Origin of the sequence: Spiribacter salinus M19-40 (assembly GCF_000319575.2) — a bacterium.
GTDB classification, from domain to species: domain Bacteria; phylum Pseudomonadota; class Gammaproteobacteria; order Nitrococcales; family Nitrococcaceae; genus Spiribacter; species Spiribacter salinus.
In genome coordinates this window covers 1,354,359-1,369,167 of record NC_021291.1, presented here as the reverse complement: position 1 = coordinate 1,369,167, position 14,809 = coordinate 1,354,359, and the positions used below count along the sequence as shown (strand labels likewise).

16 protein-coding genes are annotated in these 14,809 nt (G+C 63.1%); 11 read left to right on the top strand and 5 right to left on the bottom strand.

Features of this window, described 5'->3' with window-relative positions; genetic code table 11:
* Positions 1-25 precede the first annotated feature (25 nt).
* Genes mnhG through SPISAL_RS06730 form a run of 3 tightly spaced genes read right to left on the bottom strand, consistent with a single transcriptional unit; the run spans position 26 to position 1,129 of the window.
* Complete coding sequence (gene mnhG, locus SPISAL_RS06740; RefSeq protein ID WP_016353730.1) at positions 26-370, bottom strand: monovalent cation/H(+) antiporter subunit G; 345 nt, start codon at positions 368-370, stop codon at positions 26-28.
* Positions 363-650: an MrpF/PhaF family protein gene (locus tag SPISAL_RS06735; protein ID WP_016353729.1), complete on the bottom strand. Its 288-nt coding sequence runs from the start codon at positions 648-650 to the stop codon at positions 363-365. Before SPISAL_RS06735 ends, mnhG begins: the two co-directional genes overlap by 8 nt.
* Entirely contained in the window at positions 650-1,129 is a 480-nt protein-coding gene (locus SPISAL_RS06730) for a Na+/H+ antiporter subunit E (protein ID WP_016353728.1), read from the bottom strand. Before SPISAL_RS06730 ends, SPISAL_RS06735 begins: the two co-directional genes overlap by 1 nt.
* A 113-nt stretch (positions 1,130-1,242) precedes the next feature.
* Here SPISAL_RS06730 and phoB point away from each other — a divergent pair, with 113 nt between their 5' ends.
* The 7 genes from phoB to phoU all read left to right on the top strand — a co-directional run bounded on the left by phoB (position 1,243) and on the right by phoU (position 8,535).
* Complete coding sequence (phoB, locus tag SPISAL_RS06725; protein WP_016353727.1) at positions 1,243-1,926, top strand: phosphate regulon transcriptional regulator PhoB; 684 nt, start codon at positions 1,243-1,245, stop codon at positions 1,924-1,926.
* Positions 1,927-1,938: 12 nt separating this feature from the next.
* The gene (phoR, locus tag SPISAL_RS06720) at positions 1,939-3,267 is read left to right on the top strand and encodes a phosphate regulon sensor histidine kinase PhoR (protein WP_016353726.1); all 1,329 of its coding nucleotides are present in this window, start codon (positions 1,939-1,941) and stop codon (positions 3,265-3,267) included.
* Positions 3,268-3,357: 90 nt separating this feature from the next.
* Positions 3,358-4,380, top strand: a complete 1,023-nt coding sequence (locus tag SPISAL_RS06715; protein WP_016353725.1) for a substrate-binding domain-containing protein — start codon at positions 3,358-3,360, stop codon at positions 4,378-4,380.
* Between the two features lie 114 nt (positions 4,381-4,494).
* Positions 4,495-5,742, top strand: a complete 1,248-nt coding sequence (pstC, locus tag SPISAL_RS06710; protein ID WP_016353724.1) for a phosphate ABC transporter permease subunit PstC — start codon at positions 4,495-4,497, stop codon at positions 5,740-5,742.
* A gap of 12 nt (positions 5,743-5,754) precedes the next feature.
* Complete coding sequence (gene pstA / locus SPISAL_RS06705) at positions 5,755-6,924, top strand: phosphate ABC transporter permease PstA (RefSeq protein WP_016353723.1); 1,170 nt, start codon at positions 5,755-5,757, stop codon at positions 6,922-6,924.
* A gap of 17 nt (positions 6,925-6,941) precedes the next feature.
* Positions 6,942-7,790, top strand: a complete 849-nt coding sequence (gene pstB, locus SPISAL_RS06700) for a phosphate ABC transporter ATP-binding protein PstB (protein ID WP_016353722.1) — start codon at positions 6,942-6,944, stop codon at positions 7,788-7,790.
* Positions 7,791-7,812: 22 nt separating this feature from the next.
* On the top strand, positions 7,813-8,535 hold the full coding sequence (phoU, locus tag SPISAL_RS06695; protein WP_016353721.1) for a phosphate signaling complex protein PhoU: 723 nt from the start codon (positions 7,813-7,815) through the stop codon (positions 8,533-8,535).
* Positions 8,536-8,545: 10 nt separating this feature from the next.
* Here phoU and argF read toward each other — a convergent pair whose 3' ends face one another.
* Positions 8,546-9,448 (bottom strand): ornithine carbamoyltransferase, encoded by a 903-nt coding sequence (gene argF / locus SPISAL_RS06690; RefSeq protein ID WP_016353720.1) that lies wholly within the window; start codon positions 9,446-9,448, stop codon positions 8,546-8,548.
* 21 nt (positions 9,449-9,469) lie between these two features.
* Positions 9,470-10,666: an acetylornithine transaminase gene (locus tag SPISAL_RS06685; RefSeq protein ID WP_016353719.1), complete on the bottom strand. Its 1,197-nt coding sequence runs from the start codon at positions 10,664-10,666 to the stop codon at positions 9,470-9,472.
* Positions 10,667-10,756: 90 nt separating this feature from the next.
* On the opposite strand from SPISAL_RS06685, the gene SPISAL_RS06680 reads away from it, so the two are divergent.
* From SPISAL_RS06680 to SPISAL_RS06665, 4 genes are read left to right on the top strand one after another with little or no spacing between them, the layout of a single operon-like run.
* Positions 10,757-11,602: a PHP domain-containing protein gene (locus SPISAL_RS06680; protein ID WP_016353718.1), complete on the top strand. Its 846-nt coding sequence runs from the start codon at positions 10,757-10,759 to the stop codon at positions 11,600-11,602.
* Positions 11,599-12,579 (top strand): serine/threonine protein kinase, encoded by a 981-nt coding sequence (locus SPISAL_RS06675; protein ID WP_016353717.1) that lies wholly within the window; start codon positions 11,599-11,601, stop codon positions 12,577-12,579. Before SPISAL_RS06680 ends, SPISAL_RS06675 begins: the two co-directional genes overlap by 4 nt.
* Before the next feature lie 43 nt (positions 12,580-12,622).
* Positions 12,623-13,300 carry a potassium channel family protein gene (locus SPISAL_RS06670; RefSeq protein ID WP_016353716.1) on the top strand — a complete coding sequence of 226 codons (678 nt, stop codon included), beginning with the start codon at positions 12,623-12,625 and terminating at the stop codon, positions 13,298-13,300.
* 3 nt (positions 13,301-13,303) lie between these two features.
* Positions 13,304-14,773 carry a TrkH family potassium uptake protein gene (locus SPISAL_RS06665; RefSeq protein ID WP_016353715.1) on the top strand — a complete coding sequence of 490 codons (1,470 nt, stop codon included), beginning with the start codon at positions 13,304-13,306 and terminating at the stop codon, positions 14,771-14,773.
* Positions 14,774-14,809: the final 36 nt, after the last annotated feature.

Genomic DNA, 14,809 nt, shown 5'->3' with positions numbered 1-14,809 from the left:
AGAAAGAGCAGCAGGACGATATCGATCAGGTGCTCGATGACGGGCCTCCTGAGGCAGCTGAATCCTCATGGGTGACCGGTTTCAGGCCGGCTGCCATCGCCGCCCGCGCAGTGGCGTGGGAAGCCGTCGGTGTCGTGAACAACAAAAAGAGCAAAATCAGCAGCAGCTTGAACGACAGCACGCTGATGCCGGATTGCAGCAGCAGGCCACCCATAATGAGCAGCGGTGCCAGCGTATCCGTGATGCCCCCGGCATGCAGGCGCGTGTAGACATCCGGAAAGCGCACAAGCCCAACGCCTCCGATCACGGCGAACGCCCCTCCACCGAGTAGCATGAGCGCGCTGGCGACATTCAGAATGCCCTCAGTCATGGCTGCCTTCTCCACTCGCGGCCAGATCGCCGCGCCGCACCAGTTTAAGAATGGCCACCACAGCGATGAAATTAATCAGCGCGTAGACAAGGGCCACATCGATCAAATCAGCATGGCCGGTAAAGTGGGTAATGAGCGCGATGAGCAGAACGGTCTTCGTGCCAACGACATTGACCCCCACGATGGTGTCGTAGACCGACGGCCCCTGAATGGCGCGCCAAACGCCAAAAGCCATCGTGGCGAAGATAGCCAGGATGGTGGCGAGGATGACGGCCTCCATTATTGCTGGCCCTCGAGCCAGCAGACACGGCGCGCCATCGCGCCGCCTCGCAGATCTTCAGCGGCCTCCGGCAGGAGTGCGTGCACCTCCAGGCGGTCGTCATCACTGCGCAGCCGTGTGGTGACGGTGCCCGGCGTCAGCGTGATGGAGTTACCGTACGTTACCCGCCCCACGCGCGTGCGCTGAGTGGCCTGTACTTCAAACATGCCGGGACGGATGCGCCCGGGCTGCAAAACCGCACGCGCGACCATCAGATTGGCGATCACGACCTGCCAGAGCAACCACCCCCAGTAGACCGGCAGGCGCCAGGACAGCGTGCCGGGGTCGTGCTCGGCACCCAGCACTTCCATCCGCTCCGTCAGCCAGACGACTAGCCCGACGGAGCCTGCTCCCAGGATGAATAACAAAGGCTTGTAGACCCCTGACAGGCCAAGCCAGAGAATCACCAGCATCAGGGTGAGCGAGATGAAATAGCGCATCCGCTGAAATCTACCAATCAACGGCGCCTGCCGCCAGCCATGACCACTCTGTCACCATTTCGCAATATAATCGCCGCTAAAGTGACATCGCTTTTTTTATAGGGAGTGGCAACGTGGCAAGCATTCTGCTGGTGGAGGACGAAGAGGCGATCCGGGAGATGATTGCAATGTCCCTGGAGCGGGCGGGCTATCGCGTGCGTCACGCCGAGTCAGCGGAGGATGCCGACGCGGCGATTCGACTGAGCCAGCCGGATCTGATTCTGCTGGACTGGATGTTGCCGGGCGAAAACGGTATCGATTTTGCGCGTCGTCTCAAGCGCGACCGGGCCACGCGGGATCTGCCGATCATTATGCTCACGGCTCGGGATGCCGAAGCGGATCGCGTCAAGGGACTGGATATTGGCGCGGATGACTACGTCGCGAAGCCGTTCTCACCCAAGGAGCTCCTTGCACGAATCAAGGCTGTGCTGCGGCGTGCCCAGCCGGCAGCCGGTGACCAACCGGTCGAAATCCGTGGCCTGCGGCTTGATCCCGTCAGTCATCGCATTGCGGCAGACGGACGGGCCGTTACGCTGGGGCCTACGGAGTACCGCCTGTTGCACTTCCTGATGACCCACCCGGATCGTGTATTCAATCGGGCGCAGCTTCTCGATAATGTATGGGGAGCGAACGTTTACGTTGAGGAGCGAACCGTCGATGTTCATGTCCGCAGGCTGCGCAAAGGGTTGGCGCCGACGGGTCACGACGATCTGGTGCAGACGGTGCGTGGGGCCGGGTACCGCTTCTCTGCCGAATAGAGGCGCCCTGCCATGTTGAGCAGTAATCCCTGGCCCGCGGCGCTGGCCCGGCTGCTGTTCGGCGGCGCCTTCTTTTTACTGGCCGGGCTGGTCACGGGTCATCTGCTCGCCAGCTTGCTGCTGGGTGCTGCCAGCCTACTGGTCTATAACGGCATACAGCTTTATCGACTCGAATACTGGCTGCGCCGGACGCGCAAACAGGCGCCGCCGGGTGCCGAAGGCGTCTGGGGTGATGTCTTTGAGGGGCTGAACCGCCAGCAGCAACGTCATCGACTACGGCGTCGCCGGCTCGCGATGCTCTTGCGGCGCTTTCGGGAAAGCGCCAATGCCCTGCCGGACGGCGCGATCGTGCTCAATGAATACGGCGAGATGCAGTGGTGGAATCAGATCGCGGCCCGCTATCTGCCGCTGAACTGGCCGCAGGATCAAGGCCAGCGCATTGCCAACCTTGTCCGTCACCCGGACTTTGCCGCCTATCTGGTCCGAGCAGACTGGAGCGAACCGGTCAAAATCCCGGCCCCGCAGGACTCGGATCGCACGCTTGAGATACGGATGGTGCCCTACGGCAACGATCAACAGCTGCTGTTGGCACGCGATGTCTCGCAGGTCCATCGCCTCGAGACAATGCGCCGCGACTTCGTGGGCAACATTAGCCATGAGCTGCGCACGCCGCTGACCGTGTTGCGGGGGATGAGCGAGCAAATGGCGGAAATGGCGTTGCCCGAGGCTGATGCACTGGAGCGACCGCTCGGCCTCATGGAACAGCAGATCGAGCGCATGAGCCGGTTGGTGGACGACTTGTTGATGCTCTCGCGCCTGGAGACTGAAGCCCCCGAGGCTGAGCACATGGCCCTGGATATGTCCGATCTGCTAAGCGGGGTCGCTGATGAGGCGCGCACGCTGAGTGACGGACGCCACGCCATTACGCTGACGGTCGATGAGGCGCTGACCATTCGCGGCGATCGGGACGAGCTGCGGAGCGCGTTTTCAAACCTGCTCACCAATGCGATTAAGTACACGGAACCGGGTGGGCGGATCGACGTGCGCTGGTTTGAGGCGGCGGGCGTTGCTTGCCTGGCCATTGCAGATACGGGTCGGGGTATCGCACCCCAGCACCTACCTCGTCTCACCGAGCGGTTTTATCGCGTAGACAGTGGTCGATCGACACGAGACGGGGGGACCGGGCTCGGCCTGGCTATCGTCAAACATGTGCTCTCGCGCCATAACGCCCGGTTGGAGGTAAACAGCGAACCCGGGGTGGGGAGCACCTTCTCGTGCATCTTCCCCGACCCGGTTCGTGAGGCCCAGCCCGCCTCCCGGGCGGATGACCGCGGCGCTTGAAGCATGGCTGCTCCTGCGGTCATGATGCTGTCATATTTCTTGCCTAGCCTCCTCGGAGCACTAACCTGAAGCACTACGAGGAGCGACCTCATGAAGACTTGGAAGACTACAGCCCTTGCCACTGCGGCTGCCGCACTGACCGGCATGACCTCCGTGGCCGTTGCCCAGGAGCGCGATCAGATTCGGATCGTTGGTTCCAGCACCGTCTACCCGTTCGCCAGCTACGTCGTCGAAGAGTTCGGCGCCACCACGAACTTCCCGACCCCGGTGATCGAGTCCACGGGCTCCGGCGGTGGTCTGCAGCTGTTCTGTGAGGGCGTTGGCGTCAGCACCCCGGATATCACCAACGCTTCCCGCCGCATGAAGCCCAGTGAGTTCGATCGCTGCCAGGACAATGGCGTGACCGAGATCACCGAGGCGCTGATCGGCTCGGACGGCATCGTCATTGCCCACAGCGCAGATAACGAACCGCTGGCCCTGACCCGTGAGCAGATCCTGCTGGCCGTGGCGGCCGAGGTGCCGCAGAACGGCGAGTTGGTTGAGAATCCGTACGACAGCTGGAACGAGATTGACTCCAGCCTCCCCAACGCTGAGATCGAAGTCCTGGGCCCGCCCACGACTTCCGGTACGCGTGATGCATTCGAGGAGCTGGTCATGGAGGGTGCCAGTGAGGCTGCCGGCTACCCGGAAGAGTATACCGACATTCGCTCCGACGGCGGTTACGTGGATTCCGGTGAGAACGACAACCTGATCGTTCAGCGGATCACCGAGAACAAGGATGCCGTGGGTATCTTTGGTTTCAGTTTCCTCGAGGAGAACAGCGACGTCGTTCAGGCCGCGACGGTTGACGGTGTCGAGCCGACCACGGAGTCCATCTCCACTGAGGACTATCCGGTGGCCCGGAGCCTCTGGTTCTACATCAAGGAAGCCCACGAGGGTGTCGTGCCGGGCATCGACGAGTACGTCAGCCTGTTCATGGACGACATCATGATCGGTACCGATGGCCTGCTCATCGAAGAGGGCCTGATCCCGCTGCCTGCCAGCCAGAGCGCCGAATGGCGTGAGCGGGTCGAGAACCGGGTTGATCTCCAGCGGAGTGATTTGGAGGGCTAAGGTGTCGCGACGCTCACAGGGAGTTGTGAGCACTTGACGCCGATTTCGTCGCTGTCCTGCTCAAGTGGGGCAGCGACGTCCTAACTCGAAGACCGGGGAATACGAGGACGCGTTTTGGGCATTGGAACCACCACATTGCTGTTGCTGCTCGCGCTTGCGCCGCTTGGCTTACTGGCCTTCCGTCTTGGACGCGGCAAGGCCATCGCGAAGATGGCTGCAGGGATCAGCATGCATTCCCGGCCACAGCAGTATGGCTGGTATTCAGTAGTGTGGATGGGCGTGCCGGCACTTGGTGTCGCCCTTGCTGCCGCGATTCTCAGTCTTTTCGGTGTGATTTCACCGGCGCGTGAGCTGGTGTTGATCGTTAGCGTTGCCGTGGCCGCGATTGGGCTTGCCCATGGCCTTCGGGCGATTCGCCCGGAGGTTCGCGCCCGTAACGTACTTGATAACACTGTCCGTTTCCTGCTCATGGGTGCGGCGTTGATCTCGATCATGACAACGATCGCCATCGTGCTGTCGATTGTCTTTGAGGCGATGCGTTTCTTTCGCGAGGTGAGCGTTTGGGAGTTTGTGACCGGCACGGTCTGGGCACCCGGGGATACGTTCCTCGAGGCCGCTGGCCGGGGCGACGAAGTTGAAGAAGGGACCTCCTTCTTTGGTTCGGTGCCGCTGTTTGCGGGCACCTTCATGGTCACAGCGATTGCTATGGCGACTGCCCTACCTATCGGGCTGCTTTCGGCGATTTTTATGTCCGAGTATGCCACGCGCACCCAACGCGGTATTGCCAAGCCGGTGCTCGAGATCCTGGCGGGCATCCCGACGGTGGTTTACGGCTTCTTCGCCGCCATCACGGTGACGCCCATCGTTGTCGATATCGCGGGCTTTTTCGGACTGGATGCGTCCTACAGCAATATCCTCTCTCCGGGTATCGTGATGGGCATCATGATCATCCCGTTCATTTCCTCGCTGTCGGACGATGTGATCAACAGTATCCCGCAGAGCCTGCGTGAGGGTGCCTACGCGCTTGGCACGACGCATTCGGAGACGATCAAGCAGGTGATCCTGCCGGCGGCGCTGCCTGGGGTGATCTCGGCCTTCCTGCTGGGGGTATCCCGCGCACTCGGCGAGACAATGATTGTCGTTATGGCCGCGGGGGTGCGCCCCAATCTCACCTGGAACCCGTTAGAGGATATGACCACGGTCACCGTGAATATTGTCTATGCCCTCACGGGTGATCAGGCATTTGACAGCCCCAAGACATTGGCGGCGTTCGCCTTGGGTCTGGTGCTGTTCATCGTGACACTCATGTTGAACCTGGTTTCCACCTACCTGGTGCGCCGGTTCAAGCAGAAATACGACTAGACGGGGCCTGGGATGCAGAGACGACTCACTGGATCAGCCAACGACCCGCGTATCCGGTCCCGTTACCGGACCGAATCGCGATTCAAGGCCTATACGATTACAGCGCTCTTCGTGGCGTTCGCTATCATCCTGGCGTTTTTTGCCGACATCATTACCCAGGGCTATAGCGCGTTCTGGCGCAGCGAAATTCAGGTCACGCTGGATTATAACGAGCGCGCCGAGCGAATCGGACGCTTTGCAATTCAGGAAGAGTTGCGGGAGGTCGTCTCCCGCGGCGCGGTTCGGTCCATTCCGCTGGAGATTCGCAACAACCCAGAGCTGGCGGGAAGCACGCGTGAGGTCTGGGTGCCGGTCTACAGCCGCGTCGATCAGTACCTGAAAGGAAACGAAGAGCTTGATCCAGAATTGGCACCCATTGTTGATCGGCTGGCGGAGGAAGATCGCATCCGCAATGTCTTCAACTGGGCATTCTTTACGTCGGGTGACTCGAAGCTCCCGGAGATGGCGGGTATCTTCTCGGCCGCCGTTGGGTCGATCCTGGTGCTGTTCGTCACCCTGGTTTTTGCCTTCCCCATTGGCGTGATGTCAGCGATCTATCTTGAGGAGTTTGCGCCGGACAACAAGCTCACGCAGCTCATCGAGGTCAATATCAATAATCTGGCGGCGGTGCCGTCGATCATCTTCGGCCTCCTGGGCCTGGCGGTGTTCATCAATACGTTCGGGGTGCCGCGATCGTCGGCGCTGGTCGGCGGATTGACCCTGGGCCTGATGACTTTGCCCATTATCATTATCAGCACCCGAGCCGCGTTGCGCGCCGTGCCCGACCCCATTCGCCTGGGGGCGTTTGCGATGGGCTGTTCGCGCTGGCAGGTGGTTCGGGATCATGTGCTGCCACTCTCGCTGCCCGGCATCCTGACCGGTACCATCATCGGCCTGGCGCAGGCCATGGGTGAGACAGCGCCGCTGATTATCGTGGGCATGATCGCTTACATTCCGGATGCGCCAACCAGTATCTTCGATTCGGCCACGGTGCTGCCCGCGCAGGTGTTCACCTGGGCGAGTGAGCCCCGCAAGGCATTTGTCGAGAAGACGGGTGCCGGCATCATGGTGCTGTTGGCCATTCTGCTTACACTCAACGCAACGGCCGTATTCCTGCGGCGGCGGTTTGAACGTCGCTGGTAGCGACTCGCGAGGACTTCATGGAAACTAAGAGCGAAAATGTGACGGCGGCGGAGACGCAGACCATGGCCGAGAACAACGACGCCACCACGCCTGAGCGCGCCAACGCGCCCGAGGTGAAGATGCGCGCTCGCGATTTAAACCTGTGGTATGGCGATACCCAGGCCCTGCATGACATTAGCCTGGACATGTACGCTCGCGAGGTGACGGCGCTCATTGGTCCGTCTGGCTGTGGTAAGTCGACATTCCTGCGCTGCCTCAACCGCATGAATGATTTGATTCCGCAGGTCCGCATCCAGGGTGATGTCACCCTGGATGACGAGGATATCTACGACGCCAGCGTTGATGTGGTGCAGCTACGTACCTTCGTCGGCATGGTGTTTCAGAAACCAAACCCGTTCCCGAAGAGCATCTACGAAAACATCGCTTATGCACCGCGCCTGCATGGCACCGGCACGTCACGCTCGGAGCTGGATGGCCTCGTTGAATCATCGCTCAAGCGTGCCGGCCTCTGGAACGAGGTGGCTGACCGCCTGCACACACCGGGCACGGAGCTTTCCGGAGGGCAGCAGCAGCGCCTGTGCATTGCTCGGGCCATCGCCGTGAACCCCGAGGTGATCCTGATGGACGAGCCGGCCTCGGCACTCGATCCACTCGCCACGGCGACGGTCGAAGAGCTCATTCACGAGCTCAAAGACAACTACACCATTGTCATTGTTACCCATAATCTGCAGCAGGCCGCCCGCGTCGCTGGCTACACGGCGTTTTTCCACATGGGCCAGATTGCGGAGTTTAACGACACGGATACGTTGTTCACCAATCCGCGCGAGCAGCGCACCGAAGACTACATTACCGGCCGATTCGGCTGAGCCCGCAGGAGCGGTACGCGACATGGACAAGAAAGGTTTTTCCCAGCACATCTCCCGGCAGTACAACGAGGATCTCGAGCAGATCGTCACCCGGGTCATGACCATGGGTGGGCTCGTGGAGCAGCAGCTGGAGGCGGCGCTGGAGGCGTTGGTCTCTGGTGACCAGGAAAAGGGTGAGCAGGTGGTCACGTCGGACTACCGCATCAATGCCATGGAGGTCGAGCTGGATGAGGCCTGCACGAACGTGCTCGCCCGTCGTCAGCCGGCCGCGAGTGACCTGCGCCTCGTCGTTGCTGTCATCAAGGCCATTACGGACCTCGAGCGCATTGGTGACGAGGCGGAGCGGGTCGGGCGGATGGCCCTGCACCTGCTGGATGAGGATCGCCGTCGCAGCCCCATGAGCGAGATTGGGGCGCTTGGCGAGCAGGTGAAAAACATGGTGCGTGGTGCCCTGGATGCCTTCGCGCGCATGGATGCCGAGCAGGCGGTGCGCGTGGCCCAGGAGGACATCAAGGCCGATGCGCAGTACGACGCCATCATCCGCAACCTGGTGAAATACCTCGAGGATAATCCGAAGTCAGTCCCCCCGGTGCTGGACATCGTCTGGGCCACCCGTTCGCTGGAGCGGATTGGCGACCGCTCCCGGAATATCTGCGAGTACGTGATCTACTTCGTGCGGGGCAAGGACGTGCGCCACACCAGCTTCGAGCAAATGGCCGAAGAGGCGACGGGCGACCGGCACTAGGCCAGCGCCCTCATGCGGTGCCGGCGATTAACCACTCCAGCAGGGCTTTCTGGGCGTGGAGTCGGTTCTCGGCTTCCTCCCACACCACACTCTGTGGGCCGTCGATGACCGCGGCGCTGACCTCTTCTCCTCGATGGGCTGGCAGGCAGTGCATGAAAAGCGCATCGTCTGCAGCCTCTGCCATGATGGCTTCATTGACCTGGTAGGGCCGGAAGGCGGCCAGACGGGTCGCCTGCTCCTCTTCCATTCCCATGCTCGCCCAGACATCGGTGACGACCAGATCGACGCCCTTCACGGCTTCTTCGGGGTCGATGATATGCCGCGTTGCCGGATAGGCGTCGAGGTCGGCCGGTATGTAGTCGGCTGGACAGCCAATGTGGAGCTGAAACCCCATGCGCTCAGCCGCCTGCATCCACGACCGACACATGTTGTTTCCATCCCCCATCCAGGCCACGGTGCGTCCGGTGATTGCGCCGCGATGCGCCTGCCAGGTTTGCAGATCGGCCAGGAGCTGACATGGATGATGGTCGTCGGTCAGCCCGTTGATTACCGGCACTCGGCAGGCGCTGGCGAACCGCTCGACGTTCTCGTGGGCAAACGTCCGGATCATCACCGCATCGACCATGCTGCACAGGACCCGTGCGGTGTCTTCGATGGGCTCGCCGCGGCCGAGTTGGCTGTCACGCGGTGACAGGAAGATCGCACTGCCCCCTAGCTGGGCCATACCGGCCTCGAATGCCACCCGGGTGCGTGTCGACGATTTCTCGAAGATCATGCCGAGCACTCGGCCCCGGAGGGGTTCATGGAGCGAGCCGGCATGATGCAGGGCGCGGAGCTCCGCAGCCCGGCGGAGCAGGGCTTCCAGCTCAGTTGAGTCCAGATCGGCCAGGGTCAGGAAATGACGGGCTGCCATGGGGAATGCTCCGGGTTGCGGTCAGGCGCCGGCAACAGCCGGGCTATCAGTTTCACGGGCCACCGCCAGAATCATGGGGGCGAGTGTGGAAACCAGCTGGTCGGCTTCTGCATCGCTCATGATCAGGGGGGGTAGCAGGCGAACCACCTGGCCGGCGGTCACGTTGATGAGTAGCCCGGCCGCCAGCGCCTGCGCCACGAGTTGAGGGCACGGGTGGGCCAGTTCGATGCCGATCATCAGGCCACGGCCCCGGATCTCGCGAACGCCGGGCTCGCCCGCCAGCCTATCCCGAAATCCCTCGCGTATTCGTGTGCCCAGGGTGGCCGCCCGTGCAGCCAGGCCGTCCGCCTCAATGACATCGAGGACGGCCAGCGCGGCGCGGGTGGCGAGGGGGTTGCCGCCGAACGTGGTGCCGTGGCTGCCAGGGCCGAGCACGCCGGTGGCTGCACCGCCGGCAATGCACGCCCCGATGGGTACGCCATTGGCGAGGGCCTTGGCCAGCGTGACCACGTCGGGGCGAATGCCGGCGTGGGCATGGGCGAACCACTGCCCGGTTCGGGCGACCCCGGACTGCACCTCGTCGAGCATCAACAGCCAGCCACGGTCATCGCAGATGCGCCGCAGTGCCGCCAGGTAGTCGTCATCAGGTACGACAATGCCGCCTTCGCCCTGAATCGGCTCGACGAACACGGCGGCGGTCTGCTCCGTGCCTGCGGCCTCGACAGCGGCCGGGTCGTTGTACGGCACACGGACGAAACCGGCAGGCAGCGGCCCAAAGCCGGTCTGTGCCTTGGCATTGCCCGTTGCCGCCAACGCACCGAGTGTTCGTCCATGAAAGGCATTCTCGGCCACGATGATCTCCGGCTGCTCGATGCCGCGGCGATGGCCATAAAGCCGGGCAAGCTTGATGGCGGCCTCTGCCGCTTCCGCCCCGCTATTGGCAAAAAACACCTGATCGAGTCCGGACAGCGCACACAGTCGCTCGCCGAGGGCGTTCTGATGCGGAATATCGTAGAGGTTGGAGGTATGCACCAGCGTTGCGGCCTGGTCGGCGAGTGCGGCGGCCACTGCCGGATGGCCGTGGCCCAGGCCGCAGACAGCAATACCGGTGAGGGCATCCAGATACTGCCGACCGGTCGTGTCTTCCAGCCACGCGCCCTGGCCGCGCTGGAAGGCGACGGGCAGGCGTGCGTAGGTGGGCATGAGGGCCGCTGACATGGCAATGACCTCCGAAAAACAAACGGCAGCCTGCGGCTGCCGAGCCGTTCATTATAGGATGGGGGGCACAGCGCCACAAGATTGCTCGCCATGTCCGTCAGCCCCATCGATCTTCACATGCATAGTACCGCTTCGGATGGCCGTTTAACGCCGGAGGACCTGGTCGCTCGGGTGGCCGCCGCGGGTGTCCGCATGATGGCACTCACCGATCATGACACGCTCGATGGCCTAACGCGCGCCGACGCGGCAGCGCGCGAGGCCGATGTGACCTTTGTACCGGGGATTGAGCTCTCGGCCCGCTGGGCGCGTGGCGTGGTGCACATCGTGGGCCTGGGCATCGATCCCACCGAGGCGGGGTTAATGGCTGGGGTCGCGCAGCAGCAGGCGGAGCGCCATCGTCGGGCGACTCGGATCGCGGAGCGGCTGGAGCAAGCGGGTGTCGAGGGCATTGCTGCGCGGGTGGAGGCCCTGGTCGGTGCGGGCGTGCCGGGCCGGGCGCACTTCGCCCGCGACCTGATGGAAACCGGGCATGCACGGACGATTCAGAAGGCCTTCGATCGCTATCTCCAGCGGGGTCGTCCGGGTTATGCCCCGGTGGAGTGGGCCGCTATCGATCAGGTGGTGCAATGGATTCACGGCGCGGGCGGCGTCGCGGTCTTCGCCCATCCGTTGCGCTACCGGCTCAGCCGGGGTGCTCTGCGCGCGGCGGTGAAAGCGTTTGTGGAGGCCGGTGGCGGGGCGATCGAGGTCAGCAATGGCGGTGGCGGCCGTGACGATGTCGTTGCAGCCGCGGCACTCGCCCGTCGCTTTGGCCTGGAGGCCTCCATGGGGTCGGACTTCCATGATCCCGATTTTCCATGGATTCGTATTGGTGGGTTTGGCCCGCCCCCGGTGGATCTGACACCGGTGTGGCCGCGCTGGGAGACCGCCGCGTGAGCGCCAGCCATCCGTTTTCCGAACTGGGGCCGAGTCTGCTGCTGGACATGCTTGAGTCCACCGGTCTGCACCCGGATGGGCGCCTGTTGGCATTGAACAGCTACGAAAATCGGGTCTATCAACTGGGTGTCGAGGAGGCAGATCCGGTCATCCTGAAGGTCTATCGGCCCGGGCGCTGGCCAAAAGACGCGCTCAGTGAAGAACATGCGTTTGCCGAAGAGCTGGCGGCGCATGACATTCCCATGGTCCCGCCGCTGGCGTTTGACGGACACACGGTGGGGACGCATGCGGGATTTTACTTCGCGGTCTACCCGCGCCGCGGTGGCCATGCACCCCCGCTTGATGATGCGGATACCCGTGAGTGGCTGGGGCGGCTGCTGGGCCGAGCCCATGCCGTCGGTCATGCCCGGGCATTTGCGCATCGCCCGGCTATGGACCCGCAGTCGATGGGGACGGGGAGCCGCGATTTCCTACTGGGCGAGGGCTGGATCCCCGGGCATTTGGCGAGTGCCTATGCCTCGCTGACGGATGACCTCCTGGTGGATATCAACGCCGCCTTTGATCGGGCCGGTGGTTGGTCGCCGATTCGCCTGCATGGGGATTTTCATCCCGGCAACATTCTCTGGACAGACGCGGGCCCCCACCTGGTGGATCTGGATGACTGTCTGACGGGTCCGGCCGTTCAGGATTTGTGGATGCTGCTCTCCGGCGATCGCACCGAGCGCACCCTCCAGCTGGGGGATTTGCTGGCTGGATATGAGGATTTTCATGTCTTTGATCCGCGGGAACTGGTTTTGCTGGAGGCGCTGCGAACGCTGCGGATGATGCGCTATGCCGCCTGGTTGGCCCAGCGCTGGCATGACCCGGCTTTTCCCAGCACGTTCACGTGGTTTAACACCGACCGTTACTGGGAGGACCACGTGCTCGCCCTGCGCGAGCAGGCCGCTGCCATGCAGGAGCCGGCGCTGAGCGTATGATGCAGACGGCGTCGAACACACCGCCATGGAAGAGGAGACAGGCATGAACCTGATCATTCTGGGGGCCGGCCCGGTGGGCAGCCGACTCGTTGAACGCGCCCTGGCGGGTGGACATGACGTTGTCCTGGTCGAGCCGGATGAGACCCTGGCCGAGGCCGCCGCCCGTGAGTACGACGTGCGCGTTCTGGCCATGGGCGTTGGGGATGATCGTTTCCCGGAGGAAAGTCGGCTCGACGATGCTGAGGCGCTGATCGCCACCACGACCGATGACTCGGTGAATATCATGGCGATGTTGCTGGGCCAGGAGGCGGGGGTTGCCACGCTGACCAGCACGGTGAATCAGCCTGGTCATGTGAATCTCTTCCGACGCCTCGGCGTGCGGGTGCTGGCCGACCCCGAGCGGCTGGTGGCGCAGCATTTGCTGGATATTACGCTGCTGCCTGAAGCCAGCGACGTGACCACCCTGCGAGATGGCCAGCAGATCATCGAGCTGCAGGTGGATGCGGCCTCCCCGCTGACCGGGCGGACCGCGGAGCAGATTCATGCTGATGGCGTGCTCGATGAAACGTTGGAGATCATCGCTCGCGTTCGTGAGGGTGAAACGCAGCTGCTCAAGCCGGATGAGCCGCTGGCTGCTGGGGACGGGCTCGTGCTTTTTGCAACGCAACGGTTACGGGGCCGGCGGCGGCGCCTGTTCCGCGAGTCCACGGGAGAAGGCTAGGCTTTGCGCGAGGTCCTGCGCGGTACCGGGTTTTTGCTGCATGTCCCGGGCATCATGGCGCTTTTGTCGATGCCCGTGGCCTGGTGGGCAGACGAGCGCTGGGGCCTGGTGGGTCTCGGCTGGACCGCGGGGCTCGCCTTGTTCGGTGGGCAGGGGCTGGTCTGGATGGGTCGGCACGCGGGCGCGTTCCAGCGCTATCAGTCAATGCAGATCGCGGCGATCAGTTGGCTGCTGATTGCGCTTCTGGGTGCCTTGCCCTTTATTGCGTCGGCGCGGTTAGCCCCGGATGGCTCAGCGATGGCCCTGGCGCTCGCAGTGTTCCAGTTCCCCGTCTATGCGATTTTCGAGTCCGTGTCGGGGTTTACCTCGACGGGTCTGACCGTGGTGGCCACGGCCTCGGAGCTGCCGGCGCACATCCAGTGGTGGCGCTCGTTCAGTGAGTGGGTGGGAGGCATTGGCGTCATCCTGCTGCTCATTGCCGTGTTACCGGCTGACCGGGGCGCGCTTAATCTGTATTTCTCCGAGGCCCGGGAGGAGAAGATCCTGCCCACGGTCAAATCGACCGTGCGGGCCATCTGGGTGATTTATCTGGGCTATACCATCGCGGGCATCGGCCTGCTCTGGCTTGCCGGGGAGCCCCTCTGGCGCGCGATCAATCACGGCATGACCGCCATTGCCACCGGCGGGTTCTCAATAACGGATGACAGCCTCATGCAGGCCTCGGGGGCCGTCCAGCTGGCTTACATTCCCGTGATGCTGGCAGGCGCGGTGAGCTTTCTCGTGCACTACCGGCTGATTGTGGAGCGGCGCCCCCTGCCGAGTGTCTGGCGCACCGACGAGCTACGGCTGCTGGTCTGGCTTACCGTTGGTGGGCTTGTGTTGCTGTGGCTGGAGCGCTGGCTCGCCATGGGCGACTGGGGGGGTGTGTCGACCGCGTTTCTCTGGGTTTCTGCCCTGACCACCGCCGGTTTTACCAGCGTTGATCTGGCCAGTTGGGGCGATGCCGCACTGCTGCTGGTGCTGGTGGCCGTGATCACCGGTGGCATGGCCGGATCCACGAGCGGGGGGATTAAGCTGCTGCGGGTCAACGTGTTGCTGCGAGATCTGCTGGGGCAGTTACGCGAGTTGCGCGCGAGTCCCCACGAGGTGGTCATCCTCCCGCATGACGGCGAACGGGTGACACCCGGTCAGTTCGCCCGGCTGGGGCGAATCGCCGCGCGCCTTGTCGGCATCTTTATGCTGCTCTGGTTGCTTGGGGTGTTCCTGGTGCTGCATACCCTGCCGGAGGAAGCCCGGCTTGCGCATGTGTTCTTCGACACGGCCTCAGCGTTGTTCAACTCGGGGTTGTCCACCGGGATTGCCGGGCCTGACATGCCGTGGGCAACGGCGGGGCTGATGAGCCTGTTGATGCTGCTGGGGCGGCTGGAAATCTTCCCCTTGCTGGTGCTGGCCGCCTGGGCGCTGGCGCGCTGACTCGACAAGCTGTCTTGAGTCGCGGATCATAGGTGT

What these genes read in the sequence shown, in the direction of transcription:
- mnhG (WP_016353730.1), bottom strand. Translation starts at nt 370, where the DNA reads ATGACTGAGGGCATTCTGAATGTCGCCAGCGCGCTCATGCTACTCGGT.
- SPISAL_RS06735 (WP_016353729.1), bottom strand. Translation starts at nt 650, where the DNA reads ATGGAGGCCGTCATCCTCGCCACCATCCTGGCTATCTTCGCCACGATG.
- SPISAL_RS06730 (WP_016353728.1), bottom strand. Translation starts at nt 1,129, where the DNA reads ATGCGCTATTTCATCTCGCTCACCCTGATGCTGGTGATTCTCTGGCTT.
- phoR (WP_016353726.1), top strand. Translation starts at nt 1,939, where the DNA reads ATGTTGAGCAGTAATCCCTGGCCCGCGGCGCTGGCCCGGCTGCTGTTC.
- SPISAL_RS06715 (WP_016353725.1), top strand. Translation starts at nt 3,358, where the DNA reads ATGAAGACTTGGAAGACTACAGCCCTTGCCACTGCGGCTGCCGCACTG.
- pstA (WP_016353723.1), top strand. Translation starts at nt 5,755, where the DNA reads ATGCAGAGACGACTCACTGGATCAGCCAACGACCCGCGTATCCGGTCC.
- pstB (WP_016353722.1), top strand. Translation starts at nt 6,942, where the DNA reads ATGGAAACTAAGAGCGAAAATGTGACGGCGGCGGAGACGCAGACCATG.
- phoU (WP_016353721.1), top strand. Translation starts at nt 7,813, where the DNA reads ATGGACAAGAAAGGTTTTTCCCAGCACATCTCCCGGCAGTACAACGAG.
- argF (WP_016353720.1), bottom strand. Translation starts at nt 9,448, where the DNA reads ATGGCAGCCCGTCATTTCCTGACCCTGGCCGATCTGGACTCAACTGAG.
- SPISAL_RS06685 (WP_016353719.1), bottom strand. Translation starts at nt 10,666, where the DNA reads ATGTCAGCGGCCCTCATGCCCACCTACGCACGCCTGCCCGTCGCCTTC.
- SPISAL_RS06680 (WP_016353718.1), top strand. Translation starts at nt 10,757, where the DNA reads ATGTCCGTCAGCCCCATCGATCTTCACATGCATAGTACCGCTTCGGAT.
- SPISAL_RS06670 (WP_016353716.1), top strand. Translation starts at nt 12,623, where the DNA reads ATGAACCTGATCATTCTGGGGGCCGGCCCGGTGGGCAGCCGACTCGTT.